Source organism: Blautia sp. MCC283 (assembly GCF_018785565.1).
GTDB lineage: Bacteria > Bacillota > Clostridia > Lachnospirales > Lachnospiraceae > Blautia_A.
This window is the reverse complement of record NZ_WQQB01000006.1, coordinates 1-22602: the sequence shown is the minus strand read 5'-3', so window position 1 is coordinate 22602 and position 22602 is coordinate 1. Positions and strand designations below refer to the sequence as shown.

General features: G+C 39.6%; 25 protein-coding genes. 7 read left to right on the top strand and 18 right to left on the bottom strand.

The window, feature by feature from the left end; translation table 11 throughout:
• From GPK81_RS02140 to GPK81_RS02105, 8 genes are all read right to left on the bottom strand, one after another.
• On the bottom strand, positions 1 to 1935 hold a 1935-nt coding region (locus GPK81_RS02140; RefSeq protein WP_215706455.1), incomplete at its 3' end, for a protein kinase domain-containing protein.
• Positions 1936 to 1942: 7 nt separating this feature from the next.
• Positions 1943 to 2770: a PP2C family protein-serine/threonine phosphatase gene (locus GPK81_RS02135; protein ID WP_215706454.1), complete on the bottom strand. Its 828-nt coding sequence runs from the start codon at positions 2768 to 2770 to the stop codon at positions 1943 to 1945.
• Positions 2757 to 3440, bottom strand: a complete 684-nt coding sequence (locus GPK81_RS02130) for a hypothetical protein (protein WP_215706453.1) — start codon at positions 3438 to 3440, stop codon at positions 2757 to 2759. Before GPK81_RS02130 ends, GPK81_RS02135 begins: the two co-directional genes overlap by 14 nt.
• Positions 3441 to 3482: 42 nt before the next feature.
• The gene (locus tag GPK81_RS02125; RefSeq protein WP_215706452.1) at positions 3483 to 5471 is read right to left on the bottom strand and encodes a hypothetical protein; all 1989 of its coding nucleotides are present in this window, start codon (positions 5469 to 5471) and stop codon (positions 3483 to 3485) included.
• Between the two features lie 261 nt (positions 5472 to 5732).
• Positions 5733 to 6650, bottom strand: coding sequence for an HD domain-containing protein (locus GPK81_RS02120; RefSeq protein WP_215706451.1), 918 nt, complete (start codon positions 6648 to 6650; stop codon positions 5733 to 5735).
• An 11-nt stretch (positions 6651 to 6661) separates the two neighbouring features.
• Complete coding sequence (gene secE, locus GPK81_RS02115; protein ID WP_215706450.1) at positions 6662 to 6844, bottom strand: preprotein translocase subunit SecE; 183 nt, start codon at positions 6842 to 6844, stop codon at positions 6662 to 6664.
• A complete protein-coding gene (secY, locus tag GPK81_RS02110) occupies positions 6844 to 8172 on the bottom strand; it encodes a preprotein translocase subunit SecY (RefSeq protein WP_215706449.1) in 1329 nt (442 codons plus the stop codon). Before secY ends, secE begins: the two co-directional genes overlap by 1 nt.
• Positions 8173 to 8376: 204 nt before the next feature.
• Positions 8377 to 10440 carry an Ig-like domain-containing protein gene (locus tag GPK81_RS02105; protein ID WP_215706448.1) on the bottom strand — a complete coding sequence of 688 codons (2064 nt, stop codon included), beginning with the start codon at positions 10438 to 10440 and terminating at the stop codon, positions 8377 to 8379.
• A 108-nt stretch (positions 10441 to 10548) separates the two neighbouring features.
• Here GPK81_RS02105 and GPK81_RS02100 point away from each other — a divergent pair, with 108 nt between their 5' ends.
• A complete protein-coding gene (locus GPK81_RS02100) occupies positions 10549 to 10713 on the top strand; it encodes a hypothetical protein (protein ID WP_215706447.1) in 165 nt (54 codons plus the stop codon).
• Between the two features lie 111 nt (positions 10714 to 10824).
• On the opposite strand, the gene GPK81_RS02095 is transcribed toward GPK81_RS02100, so the two are convergent.
• The 4 genes from GPK81_RS02095 to GPK81_RS02080 form a co-directional block, all read right to left on the bottom strand.
• Positions 10825 to 11640, bottom strand: a complete 816-nt coding sequence (locus tag GPK81_RS02095; RefSeq protein ID WP_252196574.1) for a DNA/RNA non-specific endonuclease — start codon at positions 11638 to 11640, stop codon at positions 10825 to 10827.
• 40 nt (positions 11641 to 11680) lie between these two features.
• Positions 11681 to 12091: a ribonuclease Z gene (locus tag GPK81_RS02090; RefSeq protein WP_215706445.1), complete on the bottom strand. Its 411-nt coding sequence runs from the start codon at positions 12089 to 12091 to the stop codon at positions 11681 to 11683.
• Positions 12092 to 12291: 200 nt separating this feature from the next.
• A complete protein-coding gene (clpX, locus tag GPK81_RS02085; RefSeq protein ID WP_215706444.1) occupies positions 12292 to 13413 on the bottom strand; it encodes an ATP-dependent Clp protease ATP-binding subunit ClpX in 1122 nt (373 codons plus the stop codon).
• Between the two features lie 14 nt (positions 13414 to 13427).
• Positions 13428 to 14324, bottom strand: a complete 897-nt coding sequence (locus GPK81_RS02080; RefSeq protein ID WP_215706443.1) for a ribonuclease H family protein — start codon at positions 14322 to 14324, stop codon at positions 13428 to 13430.
• Between the two features lie 148 nt (positions 14325 to 14472).
• On the opposite strand from GPK81_RS02080, the gene GPK81_RS02075 reads away from it, so the two are divergent.
• Entirely contained in the window at positions 14473 to 15063 is a 591-nt protein-coding gene (locus tag GPK81_RS02075) for a DUF5684 domain-containing protein (protein ID WP_215706442.1), read from the top strand.
• A gap of 54 nt (positions 15064 to 15117) precedes the next feature.
• Here GPK81_RS02075 and GPK81_RS02070 read toward each other — a convergent pair whose 3' ends face one another.
• The 6 genes from GPK81_RS02070 to nrdD form a co-directional block, all read right to left on the bottom strand.
• Complete coding sequence (locus tag GPK81_RS02070) at positions 15118 to 15282, bottom strand: hypothetical protein (RefSeq protein WP_215706441.1); 165 nt, start codon at positions 15280 to 15282, stop codon at positions 15118 to 15120.
• Positions 15283 to 15385: 103 nt separating this feature from the next.
• Complete coding sequence (locus GPK81_RS02065; protein WP_215706440.1) at positions 15386 to 15817, bottom strand: hypothetical protein; 432 nt, start codon at positions 15815 to 15817, stop codon at positions 15386 to 15388.
• Between the two features lie 16 nt (positions 15818 to 15833).
• On the bottom strand, positions 15834 to 16424 hold the full coding sequence (locus GPK81_RS02060; RefSeq protein ID WP_215706439.1) for a GTP pyrophosphokinase: 591 nt from the start codon (positions 16422 to 16424) through the stop codon (positions 15834 to 15836).
• Entirely contained in the window at positions 16411 to 16680 is a 270-nt protein-coding gene (locus GPK81_RS02055) for a hypothetical protein (RefSeq protein ID WP_215706438.1), read from the bottom strand. Before GPK81_RS02055 ends, GPK81_RS02060 begins: the two co-directional genes overlap by 14 nt.
• On the bottom strand, positions 16677 to 17024 hold the full coding sequence (locus tag GPK81_RS02050) for a hypothetical protein (protein ID WP_215706437.1): 348 nt from the start codon (positions 17022 to 17024) through the stop codon (positions 16677 to 16679). Before GPK81_RS02050 ends, GPK81_RS02055 begins: the two co-directional genes overlap by 4 nt.
• A 434-nt stretch (positions 17025 to 17458) precedes the next feature.
• Positions 17459 to 19660: an anaerobic ribonucleoside-triphosphate reductase gene (gene nrdD, locus GPK81_RS02045; RefSeq protein ID WP_215706436.1), complete on the bottom strand. Its 2202-nt coding sequence runs from the start codon at positions 19658 to 19660 to the stop codon at positions 17459 to 17461.
• Between the two features lie 222 nt (positions 19661 to 19882).
• On the opposite strand from nrdD, the gene GPK81_RS02040 reads away from it, so the two are divergent.
• From GPK81_RS02040 to GPK81_RS02020, 5 genes are read left to right on the top strand one after another with little or no spacing between them, the layout of a single operon-like run.
• The gene (locus GPK81_RS02040) at positions 19883 to 20200 is read left to right on the top strand and encodes a hypothetical protein (protein WP_215706435.1); all 318 of its coding nucleotides are present in this window, start codon (positions 19883 to 19885) and stop codon (positions 20198 to 20200) included.
• A 15-nt stretch (positions 20201 to 20215) separates the two neighbouring features.
• Positions 20216 to 21100 carry a hypothetical protein gene (locus GPK81_RS02035; RefSeq protein ID WP_215706434.1) on the top strand — a complete coding sequence of 295 codons (885 nt, stop codon included), beginning with the start codon at positions 20216 to 20218 and terminating at the stop codon, positions 21098 to 21100.
• Positions 21101 to 21112: 12 nt separating this feature from the next.
• A complete protein-coding gene (locus GPK81_RS02030; protein WP_215706433.1) occupies positions 21113 to 21556 on the top strand; it encodes a hypothetical protein in 444 nt (147 codons plus the stop codon).
• A 12-nt stretch (positions 21557 to 21568) separates the two neighbouring features.
• Positions 21569 to 21778 (top strand): hypothetical protein, encoded by a 210-nt coding sequence (locus tag GPK81_RS02025; protein ID WP_215706432.1) that lies wholly within the window; start codon positions 21569 to 21571, stop codon positions 21776 to 21778.
• Between the two features lie 12 nt (positions 21779 to 21790).
• The gene (locus tag GPK81_RS02020) at positions 21791 to 22345 is read left to right on the top strand and encodes a DpnD/PcfM family protein (RefSeq protein ID WP_215706431.1); all 555 of its coding nucleotides are present in this window, start codon (positions 21791 to 21793) and stop codon (positions 22343 to 22345) included.
• The last annotated feature ends 257 nt before the right edge of the window (positions 22346 to 22602 follow it).

Sequence of the window (22602 nt, the reverse complement as noted above, 5' to 3'; positions counted from 1 at the left end):
GCTGACACCGGTTAAATAAAGGCGTTCAAAGGAATCATCCAGATCACTCAAGGTTTCATCCGCCCGGCTTGTGATAATGACTGTAATATTCTTATGTTTTTCCAGCAGCTCTTTTATTTCTTCTACAATGAGTTCTGATGGAGTGCCAAGGAAATCTTTTTCTTTTGTAGAAAGCTGCTTTTTAGAAACCTCATTTAATCCGTCCAGCAGTAAGAGATACTGCGTATGGTCTTCATCCGTGTTCAGAAGCTGTCCAACGCTTTCCATAATGGAAGTATCGTCTTTCCCCATGATCCTTGACATTTCTTCGGCATTTTCAGAAAGAAGAGATTGTTTATCAACAGAGCCAAGCAGCATGTATAGATACCTCTGAATAAAAGTCGAATGGGAAGCATGATAGGCATTGCAGTAATCTGCTGGGGCTTTGGAGAGTTCTACAAACAAAGGTATTACGTTTTTTTCATTTTCTGTTGCGTGGTAAGCTTTATTCTTGTAGGTACGCTCCATAATAGAATTTAAAGCAGTTGTCTTTCCGATTCCACCCTCCCCAATCAAGTACATATTGTGAAAATTTTCCACATCTTTCAGAATGTCGGACAAAGGTTTTTGTTTTGCGGCATCGTCTGTGCTTTCTGAAACGCGGATCGGGAAATCTGTCACATGGGAAAAATGGGAAGATAATGGCATAATCTTCTCATCGATTTTCAGTTCTGCAAATCTGCTTCCAGCCTTCTGGCTTTCTTCGTACCATAATTTTCCGGCTTTCCATGCAGTTTCTGGACGCAAAAATCTATTTGCTTGTCGTTTCCGTCGAAAATTTATTGCTCCGCTCTGAATGATATTTCGGGATGACTGACTGATACCTGATGTCATTCGTGGTGCACTTGGCTGTACCGCTGCTTTTCGGGGAGAACAATAGTTATCCCTGGTTGAGCCAGGGGTGTAACTTGGATCTTCCTTCAGTCTGCACAAATCTTTTTTCATTGCCTCTGCTGTCTGGTAACGAAAATCAGGCTCATATTCACAGGCATTTGACAAAATTTTTTTCAAGCCTTCTGGAACATCTGATTCAAGTTCAGGAAGTTTTTTACCATCTATTCTTTGCTCATAATATTTGTGAATCGGAACTGTGTCTGCCAGTTCATAAAGTACCAGACCCAATGAATAAATATCGCATCGATGGTCAACTAACGTTCCATTTGCCTGTTCTGGAGTCCAGTAATTTCTGGTACCTTCCTGGAAAAATTGAGGGTTGTCCTCTTCTCTAACAATACTGAAGTCCCCAAGGCAGTAATTATCATGGTACAGAAAAATATTTTGCGGCTTGATATCCTGATGAATGAGTTTGTTTTGGTGCATTACAATAAGGGCATCACAGAGATCAATACCGACAGTAAGGATTTTGATAAGATTTTCTGGATTTTCTTTTCTGATATCCTGTTTCTGGAATTTATAGGTATCCATTTCATCGGTCAAACATTTTGCCAATGGCATTTGAATCGCATAGTCCACTCCAATTCTATTAAAGCTATCACATTTCCATGAAAGACGTGTAGAAGTTCCGGTAAAGGGGATTATATTAAGTTTCCCTGCAGCATTGTCAGTTATGCTGCTTAATTTGGTCATGTTTATCATTTCACGACAAAAATTTTTGTTAATATTAAGGTTTTCTGCAATTAAGTTATCTAATTCAGTCATTTTACTTTTCAGATTTTCGCCGTTACATTTTTGGGTGACACCACAAATCAGTTTTACCGCATAATGGTTTGCCTGATAAACGATTGTCCTGCCACCAGATCCGGTTCCGAGTTCTGTAATGGTATCAGCTTTGAAAAATTCTTTCACAGCTTCCATTTTTGCTTTTCGGATTGCTTCTCTTTCGTTTTCATCTTTTATTTCTGTCAAAGAATAATTGTAGTTTTTATTTTCAAACACTCCCATATCATTCTTCCTCATGTTTTTCCGAATATATTTTGATTTGTACCACTGAAAGGTCATCCAGCGAATTAGATGCACTGGCAGTACAGAGCAGTGAACCAACCGCAAATGGTTCTATATTTTTTTGTACAGCAGATCGTATATTAGGGTTGCTGCATACGGAAGAAATCCCATCGGTCATCAAAAAAATCATATCATTCGCTTTCAACGAGACCCATGCAGTTTCCAAGGGATGAAACTCATAGCCATATGCATCCATTCCAATGAAAGCCGTTAATTTGTTAATGTCGGACCTATAGCGTGGGTCGTCTTTGGAATATAATCCATTTTTGACCGATAAAGCAGCTTTAGACTGGTCTTCTGTCATTTGGAAAAGAATTTTATCCCGGTACAAATAACCTCTGGAATCACCGGACCAAAAAAATTTTACCGATTCTTTTTCGCGATCCAGCACGCAGACTGCTGCTGTTGTGCCAAGAATCATATATGGGCTCCGGACGATTCTGTTATTGGCTGTTTGGAAAGCGTCCAAGATCATGCAGGATACCCGTTCCGGGGAAAGTTTGTCATTTAGTTTCATATGTACATTGTAGAACTCTTCTGCTGCATATAAGGATGCATATTCTCCATAAGGACCGCCGCCCATCCCGTCAAACACTGCAAACAGACTATACCGGCAACGGTTGGTAGCTGTAAAGGAAAAAGAATCTCTGTCTGCATCGCATTCTTTTTTATAATGAGACCCAATTAGAAAATTGTCCTCATTATTTTCATGGTTAATCCCTTTGCGTGTTTCACCAGCAGCAGAAAAAAAAAGTTTATAATCTGGCATATAGGATAAATGATCCTCCTACTATAAATGTATATTTGTCGTTATAAATAAAACGGTATGTCTTAGATTCTTCCAGTAATAATTCATTTTCAAGAGGTTCCATGGTGTTGTCATCATTGATGAGGAAGAAATTGTTCCTGGCTTCTTCAGAAACATCCAGTTGGAACTTTTCGTGCCCTGGATTATAACTGAAGGTAAGGAAATCATACGGCACATCATTCAGATAGATGTCGCACTCCATATAACTTCCGCCGACTTTAATGGTCTCATATTCCATAGAATAAAAATCCCAGTTATCATCACGGGCAGATAAAAACATAAATGCTACTGGAAAAATCTTCTCCGAATTATATGGATCTTTCCGCATAAAGGAAAACACATTGAGTAAGTTTCCATTCATGGAAATAGGAAAAGTTTCATTTGAGATGCTGTGGTTATTAAACTGGGTTGGAAGTTCATTAAAAAATTCTGTATAATACAAATTTTGATAAAGGGACGAGATCCGTCTTTGCTTTATACTGATATTCTGGTGCGTTGGATCTAAACATAAAGATATAGTTGTTTCATATTCCAGGTCTTTCTTTTCAAGGATATACGATTCTCCTTCTTTGAAATAGTCAGACTCATTATAATAAGTAAAATCTCCATCAAAAATGCAAAGATAACTCATAAATTAGTTTCTCCTTTTAAAAAATATGATACTTCTCTAAAATTATATTAAATATTTTCTGAAATCGTTATCTTTTAAATAAAAAGATGTTTTCCTTACCAGAAAATCAAACATTACATTTTCCGGATACAGAGAAAGTAACTCTTTGGAATAACGGAATGACATTGGGCGTACAATCTGGAGTTTCTTTAAATAAATGGTTATTTCAGCAGGTTCAAGGGGTTTCTTAGTTTTGCGTCGTTGATTTTTTATCACATACCTGAAATTCACTTTGATTACAAATAGATTTTGACATGCATTTGATTCAGGATTTGGTCTGGATTTTCTGACTGGTTTGTCTATGCGGGCAAGTGTCTTTTTTAATTTTTCTTTATCTGCTTCTGTTAAAGTTTTAAGACAAAGGAGGTCAAAACTTTTTACAGGGTATATTTCAGAAACTACAAAAACAGACTTGATCCAGCCATATTTCTGTAGAGATTTCATAGCAGTAATGGTATCGGCTAAATCTTTATATTCATTTTCGTATTTAGAAGGAAAATGGGAAAACCGCTGAAAGGCAAATAACGCATCGGCAAATTCCTGTCTTGTGATTTCATAACAATCGCTGTAAACACTTGTAAATCGATCAATAAGGTTTTGGACTGCCACTTCGCAGACATAATCCGTTGTATTGTCAGATGCTATCATGACGATATTCTCAATAAAATTTCTCGCATACAAAGGAGGCTCCTGGGCCAGATTAAGGAAATTGTTGATTTGTTCTTTACTGCTGTTTAATATAAGTCCCATGGTAATGATGTCATTACGATCAAAGATACGCTCCATATTCTTTTCAATTGGTTCAGGTTCTTTGCCTTGTTCTTTTAGTTTTTCCCGCTTTTTTTTCTGCTTTTTTTGATCTTTTTTAATTCCGAATGATGCATATAATAAATTAATCAAACTATTTTTCCACTTACCATTGTTGACTACTATAATTTTATTCCCATCAGTGGACAGATTTGTTCCGCCGTCTTCTATGGAAATTCTCAGGATACTGCTTGTCAATATACGAATAGAATTTTGGGAATCATCCATCTGGTTGTTTTTGCAAATGTAATATTTATCGGTAAATTCCTTTGCAAGATTTCCATATAGTGTATTGTAAGAAGAAAAAAAATAAGGAAGATACTTTTTAAAATATTCAATAAACCTGGCTTGATTGAGACTTAGATTATTAAGCTCATTAAGCAGATTTTTAGTTGATATATCGTTTTTTTCTTCTTTACTTTCTTCTACCTGTGCAGTTTTCAACAGATGATAGTCTAATTGATCAATGAGTTCCTGAGCTGTTGCAAACGAATAACATTTGTTTTTCAGCATGAAAATGTAAACAATATCTTGCAGTGAATTCTGCAAAGTAGCACTGATTCCAGTACCTTTCAAATACAGCTTATGCATGCCTGCACACTCAAGAAGTTTATTTGTCTCTTCAAGTGTGCATTTTGCCCAGAAAGCCAGTTTTATAACTTTGATTCTATCCAGAGGAACGGACCCTTTATTAATCCATTGGTCAATTACATTACGGGTAAATCTGCCGCCACCATAACATTTAACTGCCATATCGCCCAAAGCTTGTCTTGAAAGGTTAAAATTTTCCAATGTTTTGTTTTGAAAATATCTTTCATATATTGTTCGATCTTCATCATTAGAAATCGAATCTTCTCCAAATTCGTGATTTACAAATGCTTCTCTTTCACGAAGGTCTGTAATTGAAAAAATATCAGAGATAATTCCCTTTTTAATTGTTTTTCCGGGTGCATTAAGATCATTGTCTATTAAGTGATTCACAGCTTCTGCCCATCTTTGCGGTATATTCCAACAACTGTATAGAACCTTTTTCTGAAAATCTTCTGGATTCATACATTCATTGCGACTGATGATTGCATTCTGGATTGTATTATTTGATTCTTTTGGAACATCTGTTTTTTTTACTGATATTGCTCTTTCTATAATAAAAGCATGGTAATACTTGCAGAATTCTTCTGTATTCATATAAGATAGCCTCCTTCTGAAATCACTTATTGTATATAAAATTATAGCAGAAATACAGCTTTTTTCAATGTCAGTATATTTAAAAAGGGGGGGGCTTTAGAGGAGACCAGTGGATTTTATTGTGCTTTAATAAAATTCATGAGTTGATTAGTCTGGCAGTTATAGGGTTAATGATTTATTTCTCGAAATAACTGATATCATAAAAAAACAGGCAAGATCCCTGATGACAGATATCCTGCCTGTTGGATAAAGAATATACCATTAATGCATATTCAGATTAGCATCTGTATTATATACTACTGCCCCATCAAGCCAGCGGTTTGGCTGTGAGAAAGTACCAGGTTCCGTGTTTTTCATGGTATCTTCGTAGATCCAGAGTTTGCTGTCCAGGTCATCCAGGATATGAAGCACATATGCTTCCCTGGTAGCTGGCGTTTTCACTGCGCCATATTCCATTTTTCCATGATGTGAAAGAATCATATGGATAAGTAACTGAATTGTTTTGGAATTCTCATCAATTCCACATGCACTGCACGCTTCTCTGATCATAACAGCACCAAGATATAAATGTCCATATAGATTGCCTTCTATTGTGTATTCCGCGTTGCCAAGATTGTCCATCTGCAGCTCCCGCAGTTTTCCGATATCATGAAGGATCGCTGCTGACATTAAGAGATCGTAATTTAACGCATACACAGAGGAAAGCGTTTTGATATTGGCAATAATCCGGCAGATATGATAAAGCAGCCCGTTCAGATAATTATGATGGACAGACTTGGCAGCAGTCCATTTACGGAAATCAGGTTCATTTTGCCGGATCAGGTATTCCGTTATGGATTTCAGATCCGGATTATTCATTCCTGAGATACAGCGGTAAATCATGTTCATACCCTGATCCGGATCAATAGGGGCATGCCGCACATACTCTGCCGGGTCGCCATCGGGAGCAATGACTGCTCCTTTGATGTTAATATAGCCATTTTTCATGGTTAAGGTAAGGTCAACAACTTTGCCTTCGTATGGGAATTCGGTTGCGGATACCCAGATATTGGCTGCCATTTCCGCTTCTCCATCGGTGAAAACAACATTGCTGTAAACATTTCTGCTTCCCTTCTTTTCTTCTACATGCTTGATTAAGACTCGGAAAACTTTTACTTCACCTTCATTAAGTAAGAACATACTTTCTCCTTTCATTTGATAAGACCGGTAATAAAATTGACGCCATATTGTGTAACTGTATCGATTCCGACTATTGCGATGCCAAGGACAATACTGAACGCTACAACTGCCGCTGTTTCACGGATAAGTGTTTTCTTATCAGACCAGATAATTTTATTCCAGTCTGTTTTTACGCCTTTAAAAAATTCTCTCATTAAAATCCTCTCCTTCCGGTTAAAAATCCTTCGTGTTTCCGTACCTGCATCTGGGACTCGATCTGTTCCAGTGTTTCAAGAGCTACACCGACGATAATAATAATGGATGTTCCGCCAAAGGATACATTTGCCCCAAACAGCCCGTTAAAAATAGTCGGGATAAATACAATAACCATAAGAGCTGTTGCCCCGATTACGACCATATGGCTGATTACTTTTGCAAGGTATTCCTCGGTTGGCTTTCCTGGCCTGAGTCCGGGTATGCATCCCCCACTCTTTTTTAGGTTGGCAGCCACTTCCATAGGATTGAAAGAAATGGAAGTGTAAAAATAAGCAAAAAAGTAAATCATGATAATATAAAATACCAGCCCGATGGAACAGAAAGGCTTGGATGGATTAAACCAGTTGTTCTGGTTTACGCATTCCAGTATGATCTTACTGATCCCGCTTCCGTACCCTTTTCCTGTAAAAGAAGCAATCATCTGTGGAATGGATAATAAGGAAGAAGCGAAAATTACCGGCATGACATTTGCTACATTTACTTTGATTGGAATTTTAGATGCCTGGCCGCCGGTAAGCTTCCTACCGTTCATTTTCTGGGAGTATTGTACGGGTATATCACGGTGTCCGTCATTTAAAATTACCACAAGTACGATAGTACCTATAATGACTGCAATAATGATACATGCTGCTAAACATCCTTTTGCGAGGGTTTTATTGAGTACAAATGTTTCAAAGAGTGCAGCCATGCTGTTTGGAATCCTGGATAAGATATTCACTGCCAAAATAATGGAAATACCATTTCCAATACCGTGTTTTTTGATCATCTCGCCCATGAAAATCATAAGTCCGCTTCCTCCGGTAAGGCAGATAACAATGATGATGCCTCTTAAGATCGACATATTTGGGATAAGACCGGATTTTCCAAAACCATATGACATGCAGACACTTTCTACGAATGATAACCCGACTGCAGTCCAGCGGTTAATCCATTCTATCTTCTTTCTTCCGTAATCCCCATCTTTCTGATACTGCTCCAACGCCGGAATGACAATGGTAAGAAGCTGGATGATGATGGATGCAGTGATGTATGGGGTGATTCCAAGCGCAAATACAGAGAAATTCTCGAAAGAGCCTCCTGTAAAAGCTGAAAAAATATTAAAGGCATCGGATGTATTCTGGGAAAACCATTTTTTGAAATAAGTGGCGTCTATTCCCGGAACGGGCAGCTGGGATCCAATTCGGACCAGCAGGACCATTAGCATGGTAAATAACAGTTTTTTTCGTAGTTCCTTAATGTGGAACGCAGTTCTGATAGATTTGAACATATAAGCTCCTCCTGTGAAATATGATTTTTGAAGAATGTAGGGAAACTGGCAGCAACCACCTTCTTCGTGTATTTAATATGTAGGAATTTTTTTTGCTGGCATTTTTTGGCCTCCTACATTTTTAATATGTAGGATTTTTTGAAATTGGGATGTTTGCTATAAGAAAAAGGAAGTACCAAATGGGCACTTCCTCCTTATAGCTGATCAGTTCTTTTGGATTACGGTAACTTTGAATGATTCTGAGAATCCTTTGTAAGAAACAGAAAAAGGATATGTTCCAGGCTCTGTCTTCGGGGAATAATCAATGGTAAAATCCGTCGGGGTTGTTACGTTGCCTGCATAATCCGTAACGGTCAGAGTTATGTTGTTCCGGTTAATACTTTCTCCGGTACCTATTGGGGAATTTACAAACTTGAATTCCACAGATTTGGGCTCGGTTTTTACAATGGATGTGATACGGATAGACATATCTTTTCCTGCGCAATGAATCGTCAATGTTGCTTTCTGTAAATGCCCGGCTGCAGGGGAAAAATCATAAGTATAATCTGTAATAGGCCTGCTGCTTCCATCGCTGTAGGTACCAGTCAGAACAATATCTGAAGCTGACGGGGTTTCATCTGAATAAATATAACTGCGGTTAAATTTTGCGTCCAGGCCTGTCAGCGTAGGCTTTGGAACTTCTTTTTCTTTGACTGTGATAGAAAGTGTTTTTCTTATATCTTTCCAGATAACATCAAAAGAATAGATTCCGGCAGAGGACTGAGGGGTAAACGTTGTTGTATAGTCTCTTACTTCTTTCTGTGATCCGTCGGAATATTTAGCAGTGACTTTCAGCTGTCCTGCAGACAGGTTTGCACCAACATATATATAAGACGGGTTAAGGGAATACGACAGGCTCGTTACAGTTGGCTGGGAAGCTTTTTTTACTGGGATAGAAAGTGTTTTGGTAATATTTCCCGAAGTGATTATAGCCCGGTAAAAACCGTCTGTGTAGGAAATATCTACTTTAAACCCGATGTTGTTTCTGGAACCATTTGAATAAATGCCTTTTACAGTAAAATCTGATGTTTTGAATTGATATCCCGGTTCTGCTTCTTTAATACTGCAGGAAACATCAAGGTCTACCAGTATAATTTCGGAAACTACCGCATCTGCCTTTACAGAAAAGGTATCCTGGAACTTTCCATCCGTGGTAGTTACGGTAAACTTATAGGAAACGGTATCCTTGTCATACTGCCCCTTTACTGAATAGCTTTTCAGCTCACTTTTAGAACCATCTGAAAAGATTTCGTAGACCTTTAAGTTAGAACTGTTTACATCTTTTACAGATCCTGCTGTTTTTAGAGAGCATACTGCTTCAATTCTGGATACTGTTTTCTGTGGAACAGGTTCCGGTTTTGGTGATGGTTCTGGACCAGGTGCCGGGATTGGAGTTTCCTGCGGCTTAGCGACTGTAATATATGCAGAAATGGAATCTTTCCATTTGTCATTTGTGGTAGCAGTGATTTTAACGGTTCCGGATGAAACACCTTTTACAAGTCCTTTGCTGGATACAGTTGCGATTTTCGGATTACTGGATTTCCAGGTAAATGTTTTCTTTAATCCATCCGGCTGTATGTCAACGCTTAACTGAAGCGTTCCATTTATGTTTACACTTTTCTTGGAATGAAGTGTCAGCTTTTTTACTCTGTTTGTCTTGGGTTCCTTCGCTTTTTTAACCGTAACTTTACAGGTTGCCTTCTTTTCACTGCCATCTTTTGCTTTTGCTGTAATGATAGCAGTACCGGCTTTTTTTGCTGTTATAAGGCCTTTGCTGTCAACGGATGCAATGCTCTGGCTGCTGCTTTTCCAAACAACTGTTTTGTCAGTGGCTTTTGATGGAGAAACAGACACTTTTATTTTATACGTAGTTCCTGTATTTAATGTCAGTTTGGATTTGTTTAACTGGATTTTTGAAATCTTTATAGCTTTCTTTACAGTGACTTTACAGGTATAATTTTTCTTGCCGACATTGGCGGTTATTTTTGCGGTACCGGCCTTTTTACCGGTAACTTTGCCGGATTTACTGACTGCTGCAACTTTGGGGTTCGATGACTTCCATGTAATCTTTCCTTTGGCATTGTTCACTTTCAGGGTGGCAGATTTTCCTACCGTTATGGTAACTGCTTTTTTACTGATCGCGGGAGATGCCGCCTGTGCCGGTACTGCTGAAAACAACAGGCAGAATACCGTTAGAAAAATGGATAGTTTCTGAATAGTTCTTTTCATTTTTGTTCACTCCTTTTTCTTTCTAATATGTCTTTTTTTGTAGAAAATAAGAAATTTTCTTTTGGCAGGAGGAAAACGACATATTAAAGAAAAAGAGGAGGGATCAGTATGGATGATTTTTTCATGCAGCAGGATATGCTCCGGCAGCAGGAACTGCAGAGAGAACAGATGCTTCAGCAGCAGTTACAGATGCAGAGGCAGCAGGAAGAAATGATGCGACAGATGCAGAGACAACAGGCTGAAAGCCTGCAGAACAGAATGTATCAGAGATGAGAAAATGTCATAAGTGGCATATAACAAACTAATTATGCCAATAACGGCATAATAAATATCTGAATATGGCAACAATAAAACCGCCTGCTCATGAACAGACGGTTTTACTTTTTACGGATTGCATTTTTTGCATGGTTCATATCCCTGTGCAACCAGGTCTTCTCTTGATCCCTGATAGTCCTGTTTATTTTCATCGCTGATCTGGGATATACTGGAACAGGATGGCTTATGGAATTTTTTGGAATTAGTATTAAGAATATATTCCGCAGCACTTTCTGACGCTTCGCCGGAAGTGGCTTCACTGGCGAGCCAGCTGTCACCTGTTGCATAATCTATGGAAATACCAGGCTGCACGTTATAGCAGAAAACATTGAATAGAATACCTTCGCCTTCATCTTCCACTGATTTTGCTTCCATCTGTACGCCGGATGCCACCAGGTTGTTTCCGTCGAAAATTGGTGTGACACGGTATAATACATGGTTGTCTGTTTCTTTGATGTAGTCAGCAACCATGTTTTCGAAAGGAAGCATGCCCTCCGTATTCAGGTATCTGGTTCCGGTAATCAGATTCTTTTCATTTGCATTTTCAGCGGTCAGCTGGTATCCGATCAGGTGGCAGCGGTTATAAAGATATTTTCCATCTACGTTGTCATATTTAACCGTGTGCCATCCACTCGGTTTTACCTGCCCGATGGAGCCTCGTTTTTCTGTAGGCATCAGGTCCTGTCCGATATTTGCATAAGCAGTACTACACCTGCCAAGGGAATCAAGATCGCAATATGTTTCGAAGGATTCCGAAGTGAAATCAGATTCCGGGAAGTCTGGCACGTTATCGTTCAAAGTGACATAGGCGTCTCCACTATATTCTGGAATATCAGAAAGGCTGACAGAATCTGCCTGTACAGGCCCGCAGCTGGTGAAAACCATACTGAAAGCCAGAAGAACTGGTGCTGCAAATTTTTTTAAGTTAATCTGCATGGGTGTATACCTCCATTGTTATTTTGTCATGGGATGTTCCGGGAAAATCTTCAGACGAAACCATTTCCCACTGATTCAGGTCAATGGAAAAATGTGTATCAGCAGGATATTTTCGGTTCCATCGGAACAGGATGATTTGTTCTGTCCACTTCTCGGATTCTACCGGATCCACTGTTTCTGTGAAGCAATACTCTCCCATTGCAGCCTCCCTAAAAAAATCCTCATCAATATTAATTTGTGGATGTTCCAGCCCAAATAGTTTGGAAGAATAAGGATTCATCCATAAAACTTTACCGTCTGTAAGATCCATTATTTTTTCTGTTACTGCTTTATCCTGGCTGACTCTGCGGTGGTTAAAGCTCATACCCATCCGGTCATCTACAGCAGCAATCAATATCATAGAAAAATACCCTCCTCTTCTAAAAAGTGCTCATTCTTAATACTATGCCACATTTTCCAGCTAAAGACAAGATGAAAAACGATTAAACGAAATATCCGCCGGCTGAAACAGCCAGCGGACTTCCGACTTTAGGATTAAAAAGAGCTTATGGGCAACTCCCGTACTTAATATGTAAGATTTTTTTTAAAATAGCAAAAAAATCAGGAATACTCTGACAGGTCTTCAGGAATATTTTTTTGCAAAACCATTGGGACACCGGTTTCCACAGTGCTTTCCATGATTTGTAAGCACTCTGTCCAGTACATATCCGGTGCATCATACATGATTTTGGTCATGAAAGATTCAATAATGGAACGGAGTCCTCTGGCACCGCTGCCGTTTTTTAATGCTTTTTCCGCAATATAGTCAAGTGCTCCTTGGTCAAATTTCAGTCGGATGCCGTCCATGGCAAGAAGCTGCTGATACTGTTTGATAATAGCGTTTTTAGGTTCTGTCAGAATGCGGATCATAGTTTTTTTGTCAAGTGGCTCAAGTTTTGTAATGACAGGAAGCCTTCCGACAAATTCAGGCATAAATCCATATTTTATAATGTCAGATGGCTCTATTTTAAGAGTTTTTGGGATTTCAACTGGTTCTTTTATAAATCCGATATTACTCTTTTCTGATTTTGGAATAGTATCTTCAGTCAATCCTTCAAACGCTCCTCCGCAGATAAACAAAATATTGGTGGTATCAATTTTGGCCATAGATCTTACGCCAGGCTGTGCTGCTGATATGGAGGAACGGACAGGAACTTCAATCACTGATCCTTCCAGTATTTTAAGCAGGGCCTGCTGTACGCCCTCTCCGGCAATATCCCTTTCTTTTGTAGAATTCGAAGAGGCACTTTTCTTGGCAAGTTTATCAATTTCATCAATATAAACAATTCCCTGCTCGGCTTTGGCAACATTCCGGTTTGCGTTTTCAAGCAGTCTGGAAAGAATGTCTTCCACATCTTTACCGACATAACCGGCTTCTGTAAGGGAGGTTGCGTCAGCCATGGCAAACGGAACTCCCAGGACTTTGGCGAGGGTCTGTACCAGGTATGTTTTTCCGCTTCCGGTAGGACCTACCATAAGAATGTTTGACTTTTGTATTTCAATTCCACTGTTTTCAGTCCATTGCACTTGGCTGATTCTTTTATAGTGGTTATAAACAGCAACAGATAAAGCTATTTTTGCATTTTCCTGTCCGATCACATATTCATCCAGGTGCGCTCTGATCTGGGATGGACGCATCTGGAAAGGGTTAAGCTGGTTATTTGGTATCTGAGAAGCAAGCATATGATGATTTCCTCCTAACTTTTGTAACAATTGTTTCGTATCTCAATAGCAACAAGTGTTTTCCGAATCGCATGGTACAATGGAAGCCTCCTGCGATACCAGCGCAGGCATACGAAAGCATCAGATTCTTCTGGTATATAGGAAGTCACAATCTGCCATATCTCATCCGGATCTGGAAGCCCTTCGAGGAGTGCCTCTTTTTTCTTTCTTGACCAGGAATCATTTCCGGATTTTAGTCCCATATATGCCTGGAACGTGGTTGATCCATACATTTTGAATTCGAATAATTTTTTCGCACAGGTTTCGCTTGTCTGATACAATTTTGCGTATTCTTTTGCAGGCATCAGATGGATTTGTTCCAAATTGAATTTTTCCGGAAGTTCGATTTGTTTATGCATGGAATTTTCCGGCTTTGCAGCCTGGTTAGATACATTTTCCATGAACTCTTTTCTGGAACGCCTGATTTCTATATATCCAGCATCTTCTTCCATGTGTTCCAGGTCATACATAGCTTCCTGACACATCCTGTCGCATTGTTCGTTATAGTGGTCTCCGCTATGCCCTTTGATCCAGTGGAGATCGAACTGGATATTTCTGCTTACGTCGTCCAGCTTTTTCCAAAGATCCTGGTTCTGTTTTTTTCGAAATTTTCCAGATAGGGTATTCAGGACATACTGGGAATCTGAATACAGGGAAACTGTGCCTTCTTTTATGAACTCTGCAGCTGTAATAACTGCCATAATTTCCATGCGGTTATTCGTTGTACAGTTATATCCTTTGGAAATTTCCGTAATTTCTCCTGTATTTGTATCAATAATCACAACTGCTATTCCGCCAGGCCCGGTTGGGTTTACAGCACAGCCGCCATCGGTATAAACTATATAATCCTGTTCTGTCTCTTTCTCTGTCATATAATATCACTCTTGTCCTTTTTTCTTAATATGTCATTTATTTTTCCAGATGGCTGATTTTTATAGGAAACTTTTTTTGATGAAATTAAAATGAAATGACATATTAATATCGAAATTCTGCGTTAAGCAGGGAAAGGAGGAAAATTATATGTATTCATCTGATGAAATGTTTTTGTTTTCTTTTCTGGGAGCGTATCTTGGAGTGGTCTGCCTGATTGGTGTTGTGCTTGCAGTGCTTTCCATTGTTGCAAACTGGAAAATTTATACAAAAGCAGGAAGACCTGGGTGGAAATGCCTGATTCCAATCTACAACATTTATGTATTGTTTGATATGGTATGGGAAACTAAACAGTTCTGGATTTATGTGGCAATACTGCTTGCATACTATATATTCATGGGGCTTGCTGCCGGCGTCAGTGGCATTTTCGGCGTCATTGCTCTATTGTTTGGGATTGCCATGCTGGTGTGGAGTGTCCGCCTGATGAACCACCTGTCCGTATGCTTTGGACATGGTCCTTGGTTTACAGTTGGACTGGTGCTTCTGAATACTATTTTTGTGATGATTCTTGGGCTTGGTGATTCCAAATACTGCCATTTGGAAACAGTTTTTGTTGAAATGAAAGCAGATTCTGAACCGGAAGGCAAAGCAGAAGAAGGAACGTCAGAAAACGAGACTGAAGCAGAATCGGAAGAAACCGTGGATTCTGAAGAAGATCTTGATGCAGAAAAAAATGAGTAAAAGAAAAAGGGCTGTCGTTTGACAGTCCTTTCTAAAAATATTGTCATGTAAAAGCTAGTACACATAGCCATCTAAAAACGCAATAAAGAATAATAGTCCTATGCTGATCATGTTTATGGAAAAGAATAATATCCAGTTCTGGCTGTCAATTAAACATCCACTTAATGCCCAGATAAAAACCAAAAACACTACAACGCCCTTTTTTATAATCTTCTTCATATAGATTCTCCTTCCGTCCTTTCAAAAAATTGCTTACAACAATCCGAACGTAATATGTATGGGATACCAAAATGTAGCCTGTTCTTATAAGAAAAATATGGAATTACTTGAAAATCTCATTCATTTCCTTTTCCATCCATTCCGGAAACACGATAGGGATATAACGTTCACCATCCATTACCTGTGGGCGTTCAGCGTTTGTAACAACAAGATCGTCTGCCACAACGCATAAAGCCCATACCTTTATCCCTTCATCCGTGAGGTAGGTATAATTGTGAAGGTATCCCTGGATTTCCACTTCCATCTTTTCAAAAATATTTTCGTTCACATAAACAGCATTCATGTCATAGGCCCTTATACGGATGGAGTCAAATTCTCCATCTCTATAAATCTTCGGTATTTTTAAGAGAAAAGTAGCATACTGACGCCGTTTTCCTTTTTCATAGGTTTCCTTGTAAAAAGGATTCCGTTCGACAATGCCCGAAAGGATAGCCATATTAGAAACAGGCATGCCAAAATATGTTTTGTTATCCAAATTCAGCGCCTCCTTGTTATTTTTCTGTCTTCTGGATAATCGATTGGATAGCCTCCATTTTCATGTCCGTAGAAAACAATGTTTCAGCACAGTGAAGAAGTTCTTTCCTTGCCAGTTCCATCCGTTCACACTCTTCTTTTTTGTAAAACATCTGATGCTCCAGACTGGCCCAGCAGTCCATGGCAACGGTACGGATCTGGATTTCAACAGGAATCACCCTCCCATTGCATCCATCTTTTGTCTGCACGGGTGCATTTACAATCATATGTAAGCTTCGGTAACCGTTATCCTTTGGGTTTGTGATGTAATCTATTTCCTCCAGGATTCCATACTGCGAACGGATTTTCGAAGCAATATCATAGACATCGCCAATAAAATGGACGACAATCCGGACACCGATGATATCGGTAAGGTAATTCAGTGCATTGTCTACCGTAGCATTAAGCTGTTTTCCCCACAATTTGTTTGCAATACTGTCATTGTCTTTTACCCTGCTGGAATGATGCTCAATAACTTCAGTAGGCCCAATGTTTTTCAAAAGATTTTTAACAAAATACTGCCTCGTATTATGAAGGACAGATATTTGTTCTTTACTAAAAAGTGCCATTTTTATCCTCCAGGTGATGTTTTTTTTCGAATTCCAGAAGTCTGTGGATGGAATTATCAAAATCAGCTTCTGTTTTTTCGTTTTTAGAAATACTGACGATTTTCCCGGTTTTTTCTGCTAATTTTTTGAGTGCGAGCCATTGTCCGTATTCTTCTACCGAAATCCCATAATGCTCTGATTCACACAAAAAGGCTTCATGGGATGTAGGATAAATTTTCCTGCATTTTTCGCACTGATATTGCGTAATTGTTCTCATGCTTTATCCTCCTCATAAGTAAGGTCATACAAATCCTGTATGTTCGGATGCTGCCACCGGCAGATAGAAAACAAATTTTCTGCTTTTTTTTCATCCCCTTTGCAGATATCCAGAAAATCCTTTCCGGTATAGCAGTTTCGGATTATATTCCGGAGTTCTTCAGGATCAGGTCTCCTGCTATAACAGATCTCATTTAGGAAATAATCCGGGATGTAAATGATATGATCAGAAATTTCCCAGTTTTCCTTATAAATTAAGCAGTCTTCTCCGTTAATTTCTGAAAGGATATCCATGAGAGTAAAACAGCCGGTTTCTAATTTTCGCTGCAGTTCTTCTTTGGTCATAAAGCTCCTCCTTAGGTTTGAAATATAGTTCTGCAAATTTTGACAATATTTTGATTTATTCTCCTGTTCTCAAAATTTTATTGTCATGGTTAATATGTATTCTTGGGAAAGCGTAAAGAAAAAAGCAGCCAGAAGGCTGCTTCATTGCCGGTAAGTGTATCCATGTCGTCCATTAGGTTGTGTGTCTGTTGACATCCTCTCCACGGCTGAAGCCGGGAAATTCCCGCTCGACATTCGTAAACAGAGCTGAAAATTTTTCGGTAAGGTATATCTCTTCAGTTCCAGTCAAGATGTTATTTTCCCGTTAAAAAAAAGGAGCAGAAAATTCCACTCCTTCATGTTATTTATTCTAGAAAATGTCATTTTTCCTCAAAAATTTTTTCGAGAGTTACGGCGAAAAAAATTTTTTCGGGAGTTTTCGGGGTTTGTGCTTTTCAATCAACAGTTCCGCACGACATATGCATGACCCTGTCCTTGATTTCCTGGGTACGTCCCTGATTCCAGAACTGTGTGCCAATGTAGCCGCAGGTTCTGCGGGCTACAGACATTTTACTCTGGTTCCTGTTTCCGCAGTTTGGGCACTCCCATACCAGTTTTCCAGAATCATCCTTTACGATTTTAATCTCCCCATCATATCCGCAGTTCTCACAATAGTCACTCTTGGTATTCAGTTCCGCATACATGATGTTTTCATAAATAAATTTCATCACAGACAGGACCGCAGGAATATTATTCTGCAGATTTGGGACTTCCACGTAGCTGATTGCTCCGCCAGGAGAAAGCTTCTGAAATTCTGCTTCAAACTTCAGTTTACTGAAAGCATCTATTTTTTCTGTTACGTGGACATGATAGCTGTTGGTAATATAATTCTTGTCCGTAACTCCAGGAATAACACCAAAGCGTTTTTTCAGGCATTTGGAAAATTTGTAAGTAGTGGATTCCATTGATGTACCGTATACGGAATACGCAATGTTCTCTGCTGCTCTCCACTCCTTGCATTTGTCGTTCAGTTTCTGCATGACTGCAAGGGCAAAATCCTTACTCCGTGGATCTGTGTGGGAATGGCCTGTCATACGGACACTCATCTCATACAATCCGGCATAACCAAGGGAAATTGTAGAATAGCCATTATATAACAGCTTATCAATCGTTTCCCCCTTTTTCAGCCTTGCAATGGCCCCATGCTGCCACAGGATTGGTGCTACATCAGATTTTGTATGAAGAAGCCGTTCGTGGCGGCAGCGCAGTGCCCGATGGCATAATTCCAGACGTTCTTCCAGAATCTTCCAGAACTGTTCCATATTGCCATTAGAAGAACATGCCACGTCTACAAGATTAATGGTCACTACTCCCTGGTTGAAACGGCCATAAAATTTATGGCTTCCATCCGGGTTACGCTGGGAGTCTTCCACCGTAAGAAAAGAGCGGCATCCCATGCATGGATAGACTTCTCCCTGCTTCAGTTCCCTCATCACCTTGGCAGAAATATAATCCGGCACCATTCGTTTTGCAGTACACTTAGCTGCCAGTTCCGTCAGATACCAGTATTTGGAATCTTCCGTAATATTATCCTTATCCAAAACATACAGAAGCTTTGGGAAGGCCGGTGTGACCCATACCCCTTTTTCATTTTTCACACCCTGGATCCTCTGCTTTAAAATTTCTTCAATGATCATGGCAAGATCTTCGCGTGTCTGTCCCTCTGGTACTTCATCCAGATACATCAAAACAGATACAAACGGGGTCTGTCCGTTCGTTGTCATCAATGTTACCAACTGGTACTGGATAGTCTGGATTCCATTCTTAATTTCCTCTTGGAGGCGCTTATTTACCATTATGGCAATCTGAGATTCATCCGCAAAAACTCCGCTTGCAGTTAGTTCCTCTTTCACTTTCTTTGTGATTTTCTGTCTGGATACATCCACAAGCGGTGCCAGATGAGAAAGCGTAAAGGTCTGCCCTCCATACTGGTTGCTTGCTACCTGGGAAACAATTTGGGTCGACACATTACAGCCGGTAAAAAAGCTTTTTGGTGTTTCGATCATTGTTCCACTGATTACGGTTCCGTTCTGGAACATATCTTCCAGGTTAACCAGAGAACAGTTATATTCTTTCTGGGCAAAATAATCCGAATCATGGAAATGGATAATACCTTCTTCATGCGCTTTTACGATATCTTCTGGCAGCAGGACTCTTTTAGTCAGGTCTTTGCTGACTTCTCCAGCCATATAATCCCTCTGTGTGGAGTTAATGATAGGGTTTTTATTGGAATTTTCTTGTTTGATTTCTTCATTGGAAAGATTGATCAGTGCAAGGATACCGTCATCCGTAGTATTGGATTTTCTGGCAAGTTCCCGTTTGTGGCGGTAACGCACATATTTCTGGGCAACTTCATATCCACGCATTTCCATGATGGCAATCTCCACCATATCCTGGATTTCCTCTACAGATACCGTATACGGCAGTTCTGCAATTTGTTCTGTCACAATGGAAGTAACTGCGTCCATCTGGTAACTGCTCAGCTGGTGGATTGGGTCAACTTCTTTATTTGCAGCACTGACTGCATTATAAATCTTCTGTCTGTCAAATGCCGCTTCTTCTCCGTTCCTCTTTAATACAATTGTAGGTTTCTTCATGAATCTAATCTCCTTTCATCAGAAGTTTTTATGTCGAAATTAATATGTATTTTCATACTTCCCTCCACGCTTTTTCTTTGCTTTTAATATGTCATTTCCTGTGGCTGTTATCTTTTTTTCATTTGGAAATCCGGGCGTAATACATATTAAGGATGATAGCAAAATGATGAAGAAAGGAGATAAAAATGAATACGCTATCAAAAAACTTATGGAGGAAATTTTATGGAAGTCAAAGTTACAGCAAAGGAAATTGAAGTCATGAAGATCACTATCGGATTAAGGGCCGACCTGGTTTCCAATACCAGAAAATTCAAAGCGGAAAGAAATTACTATTACTGTGTAAATGCTTCATGGTCGGGCAGAGATATTACATCCGGATCAGAAACCTTGATGTGTATAAAAGGACTGATGGAAAAAGGCCTTATGGAGGAGAAAACTCTCAGAAGCAAAGGCCGGGATATCTTATGTTACCAGTTGTCTGAGTCGGGCCGGGAATTCCTGGAAAAAATTTTCGACTGTGCAGTCATTTTGACCGAGTAATAAGGAGGATCGCATATGTTTACATTTACAAAAAGCCTGAATGTATATGAATACTTGGAACTTTCCGAAGCGGCTAAAGAAAAAGCAAAACAGGAATATCTTAATGATGAGACACGGTCTTTCCAATTGACTGATTTCTACGAGGAAGACATAAAACAGGTATTTCCGAACAGCGAGCTGAAGGTTCAATGGTCTTTGGCCAGTTGCCAGGGAGATGGCGTAAATATTTATGGTTCAGCTAGTCTGGACGACATATTTACGATTCCTGGTAGTGGACGTGCGCCGGAGCTGGACTGGCTCAAAGATTATCTGACAGAAAAAGAAGTCAAAACCATGCGTTTTTACATGAAGGAATACAAAGATTATGTGGATCTTCCGGTAAACCGCCGGTATGCCTTCTGTATAGCTGACCGGATAGAGTTTGCAGAAGAATTTCAGTACGAACTGGAATCCATGGGAATCCGTGATATCAACACATCAGTACTGGAGAAGACAGAAAAAATGGTAAAACAGATATTCAGCCAGATCTGTCTCAGTTACGAAAAAATGGGATATGATTATCTTTACGAAATTTCAGATGAGGATATGGCAGAGATCTGTGATGAAAACAGATATTATTTTCACGGTGATGGTTCATGGTTCTTCGAAGGGAACATTGAAGTTCCTGAAGAACTGGAACAGTATTGGGATAATGACGGGTGTCTTTACCGGGAGCTTGACCGTGAAGATGATGGGACCTCGCATGAGGATATCGGACGGTATGAGGTACTGCTCAATTTTGCAGGCACCAGATACTACTGTTTCATCAATGCGGTAAGCATGGAAGAAGCAATGTTCCTGTTCTTCAAAAAACATCCGCATATTACTTATGAAATGATCGAAGACCACATGGAAATCTAGGAGGGAATTATTATGAAGTACGTAAAGACGATTAGGAAAACCTGTCCGATGTGTGGCATCGACCACTATATGCGTTTAACGGAGGTTCAGGAAAAACAGTGGTCTGATTACGTTTGCTACGGAGGGCTGATTCAGGACCGGATGCCGGACGTTGACAAGTTTGGAAGGGAATTTATCAAATCCGGATACTGTCCGGACTGCCAGGAAAAATTGTTTGGCAGTACCATGAAAGATAAGTCTTCTTATATTTCAACAAAGGAATATGAAGAAGACGAAGACTATTATGAACTGATTGAACAGTTTATGGATGCGACTGAGGAGATGGACGCAAAAGAATCTATTTTATCGGAAGTCGCAGATAGCCTTCCTGTAGCAGAGAAAGTCATCTATCTCTACGAGACAGGTCTGGAAGATGAATTCTACGTTGACGATGCAGGAAAAGTCTTGATGCGATAAGGAGAAATGAATATGGAACAGAAACGTGTAAGAAATGTATTAGAATCGGAATTTGTCACTGCGGATACAACCATCTGTATCCGCGATGGATTTACGCTTTTGGCAGCCGGAAAGAAAAAAGATGCCATGATACAATTTTACAGCTACTGCCCTGTTTATAGTTTTTCCTGGCAGGATAATGGCTATGTATATATTGATCTGGATGATGATTCTGAAAATTAGGAGGAACTTATTATGAAGAAGTATGCAATTAGAGTTGTGGAAACTTTAGCAAGAACTGTTATCGTAGAAGCCGAAAATTTCGAAGATGCCATTTCCCAGGTAGAGGATGCTGCATCATCGGGTGAATTCATCTTGGAATCAGATGATTTCGATGAACGTGAAATTGTTCCGGCTGGATGGACGGAAAACGGGCTGGTTCCGGATGACAGGGATGTCAGCTATTACACCCATTTATATCGGACAACCTGCATCAATTACCAGTACAGGGATGCTTCGAACTACAAAAAGCAGAATAAGGTGATTGTTCCGGGCAGGTATACGGAGGATCAGATCCAGTCGATCATAGACTGCCTCCAGGATGGGGAATATTTTATTCCGTCCAAAGTAGGTTTTCCGGAAGAAAGATTTGAAGATGTGACGGAGGATGATCATCCATGGTTTGAGCTTCAGGAGGATGATTTTGAAGATTCAGATAAAAAGCCGCAAATGGATGTTTCTCCAGAAGAAATGGTACGTCTCTTCGAGAAGGCCAAGGATCATTGGGAAGAAGGTGTATACGAATGCTGATATATAAATGCAGTAAGTGCCATTGGATTGGAGATAATCCTGATGTTTATACAGACACAGAATACTGTCCCCGCTGTAGGACGACGGAAAGTCTGCATATTGTTCATCAGAAAGAAGCTGAATGTTTCACCAGTGATGAGCTGGAAACGCTTTGGGAACTGTTTGGAGAAATTCCAATGAGAGTATGAAACTTTTTCTGTAAAATAATGTTTATAAGGTTCTTCTATGATACAATAAATATCATTAGGAGGGCCTTT

Bases quoted from the DNA above. Each gene is read 5' to 3' on its own strand.
- GPK81_RS02080 (WP_215706443.1), bottom strand. From the start codon at position 14,324: ATGACAGAGAAAGAGACAGAACAGGATTATATAGTTTATACCGATGGC.
- GPK81_RS02100 (WP_215706447.1), top strand. From the start codon at position 10,549: ATGGATGATTTTTTCATGCAGCAGGATATGCTCCGGCAGCAGGAACTG.
- GPK81_RS02030 (WP_215706433.1), top strand. From the start codon at position 21,113: ATGAAGTACGTAAAGACGATTAGGAAAACCTGTCCGATGTGTGGCATC.
- GPK81_RS02130 (WP_215706453.1), bottom strand. From the start codon at position 3,440: ATGAGTTATCTTTGCATTTTTGATGGAGATTTTACTTATTATAATGAG.
- GPK81_RS02020 (WP_215706431.1), top strand. From the start codon at position 21,791: ATGAAGAAGTATGCAATTAGAGTTGTGGAAACTTTAGCAAGAACTGTT.
- clpX (WP_215706444.1), bottom strand. From the start codon at position 13,413: ATGCTTGCTTCTCAGATACCAAATAACCAGCTTAACCCTTTCCAGATG.
- secE (WP_215706450.1), bottom strand. From the start codon at position 6,844: ATGAGAGAATTTTTTAAAGGCGTAAAAACAGACTGGAATAAAATTATC.
- GPK81_RS02060 (WP_215706439.1), bottom strand. From the start codon at position 16,424: ATGGCACTTTTTAGTAAAGAACAAATATCTGTCCTTCATAATACGAGG.
- nrdD (WP_215706436.1), bottom strand. From the start codon at position 19,660: ATGAAGAAACCTACAATTGTATTAAAGAGGAACGGAGAAGAAGCGGCA.
- GPK81_RS02055 (WP_215706438.1), bottom strand. From the start codon at position 16,680: ATGAGAACAATTACGCAATATCAGTGCGAAAAATGCAGGAAAATTTAT.
- GPK81_RS02025 (WP_215706432.1), top strand. From the start codon at position 21,569: ATGGAACAGAAACGTGTAAGAAATGTATTAGAATCGGAATTTGTCACT.
- GPK81_RS02105 (WP_215706448.1), bottom strand. From the start codon at position 10,440: ATGAAAAGAACTATTCAGAAACTATCCATTTTTCTAACGGTATTCTGC.
- GPK81_RS02090 (WP_215706445.1), bottom strand. From the start codon at position 12,091: ATGATATTGATTGCTGCTGTAGATGACCGGATGGGTATGAGCTTTAAC.
- GPK81_RS02075 (WP_215706442.1), top strand. From the start codon at position 14,473: ATGTATTCATCTGATGAAATGTTTTTGTTTTCTTTTCTGGGAGCGTAT.
- GPK81_RS02125 (WP_215706452.1), bottom strand. From the start codon at position 5,471: ATGAATACAGAAGAATTCTGCAAGTATTACCATGCTTTTATTATAGAA.
- GPK81_RS02135 (WP_215706454.1), bottom strand. From the start codon at position 2,770: ATGCCAGATTATAAACTTTTTTTTTCTGCTGCTGGTGAAACACGCAAA.
- GPK81_RS02120 (WP_215706451.1), bottom strand. From the start codon at position 6,650: ATGTTCTTACTTAATGAAGGTGAAGTAAAAGTTTTCCGAGTCTTAATC.
- secY (WP_215706449.1), bottom strand. From the start codon at position 8,172: ATGTTCAAATCTATCAGAACTGCGTTCCACATTAAGGAACTACGAAAA.
- GPK81_RS02050 (WP_215706437.1), bottom strand. From the start codon at position 17,024: ATGACCAAAGAAGAACTGCAGCGAAAATTAGAAACCGGCTGTTTTACT.
- GPK81_RS02070 (WP_215706441.1), bottom strand. From the start codon at position 15,282: ATGAAGAAGATTATAAAAAAGGGCGTTGTAGTGTTTTTGGTTTTTATC.
- GPK81_RS02095 (WP_252196574.1), bottom strand. From the start codon at position 11,640: ATGGTTTTCACCAGCTGCGGGCCTGTACAGGCAGATTCTGTCAGCCTT.
- GPK81_RS02040 (WP_215706435.1), top strand. From the start codon at position 19,883: ATGGAAGTCAAAGTTACAGCAAAGGAAATTGAAGTCATGAAGATCACT.
- GPK81_RS02035 (WP_215706434.1), top strand. From the start codon at position 20,216: ATGTTTACATTTACAAAAAGCCTGAATGTATATGAATACTTGGAACTT.